The sequence below is a fragment of the Streptomyces sp. NPDC057623 genome (genome assembly GCF_042800355.1).
Lineage (GTDB): Bacteria > Actinomycetota > Actinomycetes > Streptomycetales > Streptomycetaceae > Streptomyces.
On record NZ_JBHVGZ010000154.1, the window covers coordinates 1 to 5073 of the forward strand.

The 5073-nt window shown below is 68.6% G+C and carries 4 protein-coding genes and 3 pseudogenes; 4 read left to right on the forward strand and 3 right to left on the reverse strand.

Going from position 1 to position 5073, the window contains the following annotated elements:
* On the reverse strand, positions 1 to 696 hold a 696-nt coding region (locus tag ACFU95_RS50615; protein ID WP_383844610.1), incomplete at its 3' end, for a formylglycine-generating enzyme family protein.
* 132 nt (positions 697 to 828) lie between these two features.
* Here ACFU95_RS50615 and ACFU95_RS50620 point away from each other — a divergent pair.
* Together ACFU95_RS50620 and ACFU95_RS50625 are read left to right on the forward strand one after the other, a co-directional pair.
* Positions 829 to 1182, forward strand: a complete 354-nt coding sequence (locus ACFU95_RS50620; protein WP_383844613.1) for a ferrous iron transport protein A — start codon at positions 829 to 831, stop codon at positions 1180 to 1182.
* Between the two features lie 76 nt (positions 1183 to 1258).
* Positions 1259 to 1471, forward strand: a pseudogene (locus ACFU95_RS50625) (transposase); the annotation flags it as partial.
* A gap of 25 nt (positions 1472 to 1496) precedes the next feature.
* Here ACFU95_RS50625 and ACFU95_RS50630 read toward each other — a convergent pair.
* Positions 1497 to 2477, reverse strand: a complete 981-nt coding sequence (locus ACFU95_RS50630; protein WP_383844616.1) for a winged helix-turn-helix domain-containing protein — start codon at positions 2475 to 2477, stop codon at positions 1497 to 1499.
* 88 nt (positions 2478 to 2565) lie between these two features.
* Here ACFU95_RS50630 and ACFU95_RS50635 point away from each other — a divergent pair, with 88 nt between their 5' ends.
* The gene (locus ACFU95_RS50635; protein WP_383844619.1) at positions 2566 to 3882 is read left to right on the forward strand and encodes an MFS transporter; all 1317 of its coding nucleotides are present in this window, start codon (positions 2566 to 2568) and stop codon (positions 3880 to 3882) included.
* 89 nt (positions 3883 to 3971) lie between these two features.
* Positions 3972 to 4557: pseudogene (locus ACFU95_RS50640) on the forward strand (DinB family protein).
* Positions 4558 to 4656: 99 nt separating this feature from the next.
* On the opposite strand, the pseudogene ACFU95_RS50645 reads toward ACFU95_RS50640, so the two are convergent.
* Positions 4657 to 4970, reverse strand: a pseudogene (locus tag ACFU95_RS50645) (Tn3 family transposase); the annotation flags it as partial.
* Between the last annotated feature and the right edge of the window lie 103 nt (positions 4971 to 5073).

Below are 5073 nucleotides of genomic sequence, written 5' to 3' on the forward strand. Positions count from 1 at the left end.
TCCGGGGAGGTATCCGGCCGCCAGTGGGGAAGCTCGCGGCCACAGAGTGCTAGATAAACGGCCGCCTACGGGGAGTATCCACTGGCCGCCGTCAGTGGAGGCCCGGCAACTCCAGTGTTCATCGAACCAGCCACCGCCACGGAGCACCCGGTAGGTGCCGTAGACCTCTGCGTCGTAGACGTCCCAGCACCAGTCCCAGACGTTGCCGAGCATGTCGTAGAGCCCCCACGCGTTGGGGTGTTTTCCGCCCACGTCGTGGATACGCTCGTGCGAGTTGCCGCGGTACCAGGCGATGTCGTCGAGTTCCCCGTAACGCGGTCCTGTCGTGCCGGCACGGCAGGCGTGCTCCCACTCTGCTTCGGTCGGCAGCCGGTAGCCGTCGGCGGATGCGTCCCATTCGACGCCCTCGCCGTCGGTCAAGAGGTGGTACGCGGGCGTGAATCCGTCGCGCTGGGACAGGGCGTTGCAGAACCGCGCCGCGTCCCACCAGGAGACGGACTCGACAGGTAGCCGTTCCCCCTGGGCGGTGCTCGGCCGCCGGCCTGTGATCTGTGCGTACAACGTCTGAGTGACCGGAAATGCCGCGAGCTGGTAGGGCGCAAGCTCGACCGACCAGCTGCGCTGTGTCCGCCGGTCCGACAGCGTCACCTGCCCTGGCGGGATGGCGATCATCTCGTTCCCCGTCATCACGTCCATGATCAGGAGATCCTAACGAGACCTGCCCGGGCGAAACGGCGGAACCGAAGCAGGATGGCTGAGACAGCATCTGGGCGCCACGTGTACTTTATCTTCTGGCGCTCCTGAAATGGTGCGGGCAGAGTGGGCGGCATGAGAGACAGTTCCGTCCCCGTTGCTGCGGCTGCCGATGACCGCGAGGCCGTGGAGCACATCCTCGGCCGCCCCTTGAGCCAGGTATGGCCAGCGGGTGCACTGGCACCAGGTAGCCGGGTCACGGTCGTTGGTGCCCAGGACTGGAACGGTCCTTGGCAGGTCGAGTTTGCTGGAACGATCGATGCCATGGGTGCACCCGAACACAATGAACATGCACTGGCGGCCAATGGTGAGTTGCTGTACTGGGTCACCTTCGACACGCCGCAGTACGACAACGACGGGGATGGCCCCTATCGCAAGGCCCAGATCTGGGGTCGTTACCTGAGGACCGAGCCGGAGCCCGAGGCATAGGCATCCCGCTCTACTTCGACCAGGAGCTGTCCGGGCGATCATGTGACTGCCCCGTGCCTGGGTCGTTGTTGCGAGCGTGGGGCGGGGCGATCCGACGGATGCCGAGTGGGAACGGTTGCGGCCGTTCCTGGCGGTGAGCCATGGACGTTGTGGCCGGGGGCGGGATCACCGGCAGGTGATCGACGCAATCCTGCACCGGGTGCGGACCGGCCTGCAGAGGCGGGATCTTGCCGAGAAGTACGGTCCCTGGAAGACCGTCTATGAACGCCGCCGCCTGTGGTCGGCCGATGGCACGTGGGAGTGCTGCCGAGCCCTCAGCCCGAACCGGCGACCAGCGCCTCGCCGAGCGGGGTGCGCCGGTAGAGCACCGACCGTCCGGACCGGGCGCGGACTAGCAGCCCCGCGCCTCGCAGGATGGCGAGGTGGTCTCCCACCGCGCCGGGTGCCATGGCAAGGCTTCGGGCGAGGTGGCTGGTACTGGCCGGGGCGTCCAGCGCCAGCAGCAGCCGGGCTCGGGCCCGGCCGACCAGAGCGGTCAGCGCGTCCGGTTGGGGGACGGTCGCCTGTTCGCCCCACAGGGCGGCGGTGCCGCGGGCGGGATAGACCAGGGTCCTGGGCCAGGGGTCTTCCAGGTGGGCGGCGATATTCCCGACGAAGACCGAAGGGATCAGCAGTAGCCCGTCGCCGGCGAGGCGGACGTTTCCGACTGGGGAGAAGAAGCCGATCTCGATACCGCCGGCGCGCCAGGCGATGCTCGGGTGCAGGCTCTCGATGGTCGTGGCCCATCCGTGTTCGCCGATCACACCCACCCGGTGCACGACATCGCGCTCACAGATCGCGCGCAGTTGCGGCCAGTCCGTGGCGAGCAGCTCGTGCCACGCCTGGTCCATCGCCTCGGCGATCCTGGAGACGGCGTCCGTGGAGTCCAGCACTGCGCGTACGCGGGGATCACGGGCGGACGGGCCGCTCGCGGTGGTGGCGAATTCGTGGCGGGCCGCTTCCAGCGGTGTGGCCCGGATCATGGCCAGGTCGTCTGCCCAGGTCTGGTTGAGGCCGCGCGGAGGCGGGGCGACGAAGTTCGGTCCGGATTGCGGGCTGTGCAGGGCGAGGGCGGCGTCCAGTTCGGTCCCGCGGCGAAGCCTTTCGAAGGCCGGCAGGAGCCGGGTCGCCCAGGCTCGCGGCAGCGGCCGGTTTTGGCCGGCGAGCGAGCGAAGCAGCAAGCAGAGGTCCATCGCGGGCGACAGTGCGAAGCGGCTGCGCAGCAGGTCCTCGACGGAGACTTCGAAGCGGAGCACCCTGCGATGCTACCGCCGGACGTCTGTTTCGATTCGTCCAGCGACGAATCATTGGTGAGTGGCGTGGCGCACGGCGAGGCTGCGCGTCATGACCCCAACCGCCGAACCCCCGCAGGGCAACCATCGTGCCACCTACCGGGAGGTGCTGGCCGAGCCGCGGTTCCGGCTGCTCTTCTCGACCCGCGCCGTGGCGATCACTGCGGGCTCGCTGCGGATCACCACATTCTCGGTGCTGGTCTACGCGGCCACCGGCTCCGCGCTGTTGAGCGCACTGGCCTTCGGCATCGGCTTTCTCCCGCAGTTGTTCGGCTCACTGCTGCTGGGCTCACTGGCCGACCAACTGCCGGCCCGCGCGCTCATCGCCGGCGGCTACGCCTTGGAGTGCGCAGCCGCCCTGCTGCTCGCCCTGGTGCGGATGCCGATCGCGGCAAGTCTCGGTGTCGTGGCGCTGGTCGCCCTCGTCACACCGGTGTTCGGCGGCGCGTCGAGTCGGCTGGTCGCGCAGTGGCTAAAAGGCGACGCCTATGTACTGGGCCGTTCACTGAACAACATCGCCTCCTCCGGCGCGCAATTGTTCGGTCTGGCGCTGGGAGGTGCGGCCGTCGCGGTACTCGGCCCGCACTTGGCGCTCGCGGTGAGCGCCGCCCTCTTCCTCGGCTGCGCGCTCGCTGTCCGCATCCGGCTACCCCGGCTGGAGCCGGGAGAGTTCGGCGGCACACCCGACAGCGCTCGGGGCGATGGCGGGGCCGTCCGGGCAAGCCTGCGCGGTGCCGGCCTGCTGCTGCGCGGACAGACGGTGCGACGACTGATGCTGGCCCAGTGGCTACCGCCCGCGTTCGCAGCGGGCGCGGAAGGTCTGATCGTCGCCTACGCGGGAGGACACCACTTCGCGCCCGGCTGGTACGCGGTGCTGATGGGCTGTCTGCCGGTGGGCATGCTTGTCGGTGACCTGCTGGTGGGTCGACTGCTGCGGCCACCCACCCGGGAGCGACTGGTAGTCCCGTTGATCGCGCTGACGGGACTGCCGCTGGTCGGCTTCGCTACCGAGCCCGGAGTGGGCGTCTCGTCCTGTCTGCTGCTGCTCTGCGGCTTCGGACTGGCCTACGGTCTCGGCCTGCAACGGCCGTTCCTGGACGCCCTGCCGCAGGATCGCCAGGGCCAGGCCTTCGGTCTGCTCGGCTCCGGCAGCATGACGCTGCAGGGCATTGGGCCGGCCTGCTTCGGCTCGGTGGCAGCAGGCATCGGAACAGGCGGCGCAATCGCCCTGGCAGGCGGCGCGGCGGTGCTCACCGCCGGCTGGATTCTCACCTGGCACCCGCCCACCTCCCCGGTCCCCGTCCCGAACTACTCAACGGGATCAGAGACCGGCACCGAACAGCATGCGTGCAGTTCTCCTGTGCAGTAACCGTCGAAGGTCGGGTCGGCCGCGAGCCGCAACGCACCCCACCCCCACCCCACGCCGACCACGAACAGCCCATGGAAGGTTCATGCCGCATGATCGATGAATTCGCGAAGGACAACCTGCACGGGAGACTGCGGCGGGACCGCGAGGCGCTGCTCTGGAAACTCGACGGCCTGTCCGAACACGACGCCCGTCGACCTTTGACAGCGACCGGGACCAACCTCCTCGGCCTGCTCAAACACGTGGCCACCGTCGAAGCCAGGTACTTCGGCGAGGTCTTCGACCGCCCTTCCCCGGAACCGCTGACACGGTGGCAGGACCACGACGGCAGCGATCTGTGGGCGACCGAGGACGAGACCCGCGATCAGATCATCGGGTTCTACCGGCGCACGTGGGAACACTCGGACGCGACGATCAACGAGCTTCCCCTCGACGCCCCCGGTCACGTGCCATGGTGGCCGGAGCCTTACCCCAACACGAACCTGTTCGCCATCATGGTCCATGTCCTCGGCGAGTCCATCCGGCATGCCGGGCACGCCGACATCCTGCGCGAGGGCCTCGACGGCCGGACCGGGGGTACGCGCCGAAAACGAGCAGCAGATCGACGAGGAAGCCCGTGCAGCCTACTGGGCGAAGATCGAGCAGGCCGCCAGGGCGGCCGCATCAATCAAGGCTTAGTCGGACATGTCAGGCAGCTTGACATTCGCTCCCCCACTGGCGCTTGCGATTTCCTAGCACACGGCCACCCGATATGCCCGCGTCACCCGATGCGGGCGTTCAGTCCGTGCCTTCGTCGTCCTCGTCCAGTTCGAGCGCGTCCGCGTAACTCAGCGGGGGCAGTGCGCCGGCGGCCGGGGCGAGGCGGTGAAGCTGTAGCGGCCGAGCATGTTCATGTTGCGGCGCTTGAGAGGGGAGAACCGGGGCACCTCCGCCCCGGACACGGGGATGTCCTCCTCGCGGATCGCCTGGCCCTCGGCTTGGTGACTGGCGACGGCGGCGTCGACGTAACGGGTCGTCCACAGCACGATGATGCTGGAGACCAGGCTGAGCGAGCCGAGCCGGTCCTCCACGCCGTCCCGGGCCAGCTTGTGGCGGGAGATCGCTAGTGCTCTGACCGCATAGGTTCACCGGGTTCTGTGGCCCGCTGCTGTGTGGTTGCTCAGGGAGTGTTCGCGGTCGCCCAAGAGCGGAACA

Coding starts and splice junctions, on each gene's coding strand:
- ACFU95_RS50620 (WP_383844613.1), top strand. CDS start 829: ATGAGAGACAGTTCCGTCCCCGTTGCTGCGGCTGCCGATGACCGCGAG.
- ACFU95_RS50635 (WP_383844619.1), top strand. CDS start 2,566: ATGACCCCAACCGCCGAACCCCCGCAGGGCAACCATCGTGCCACCTAC.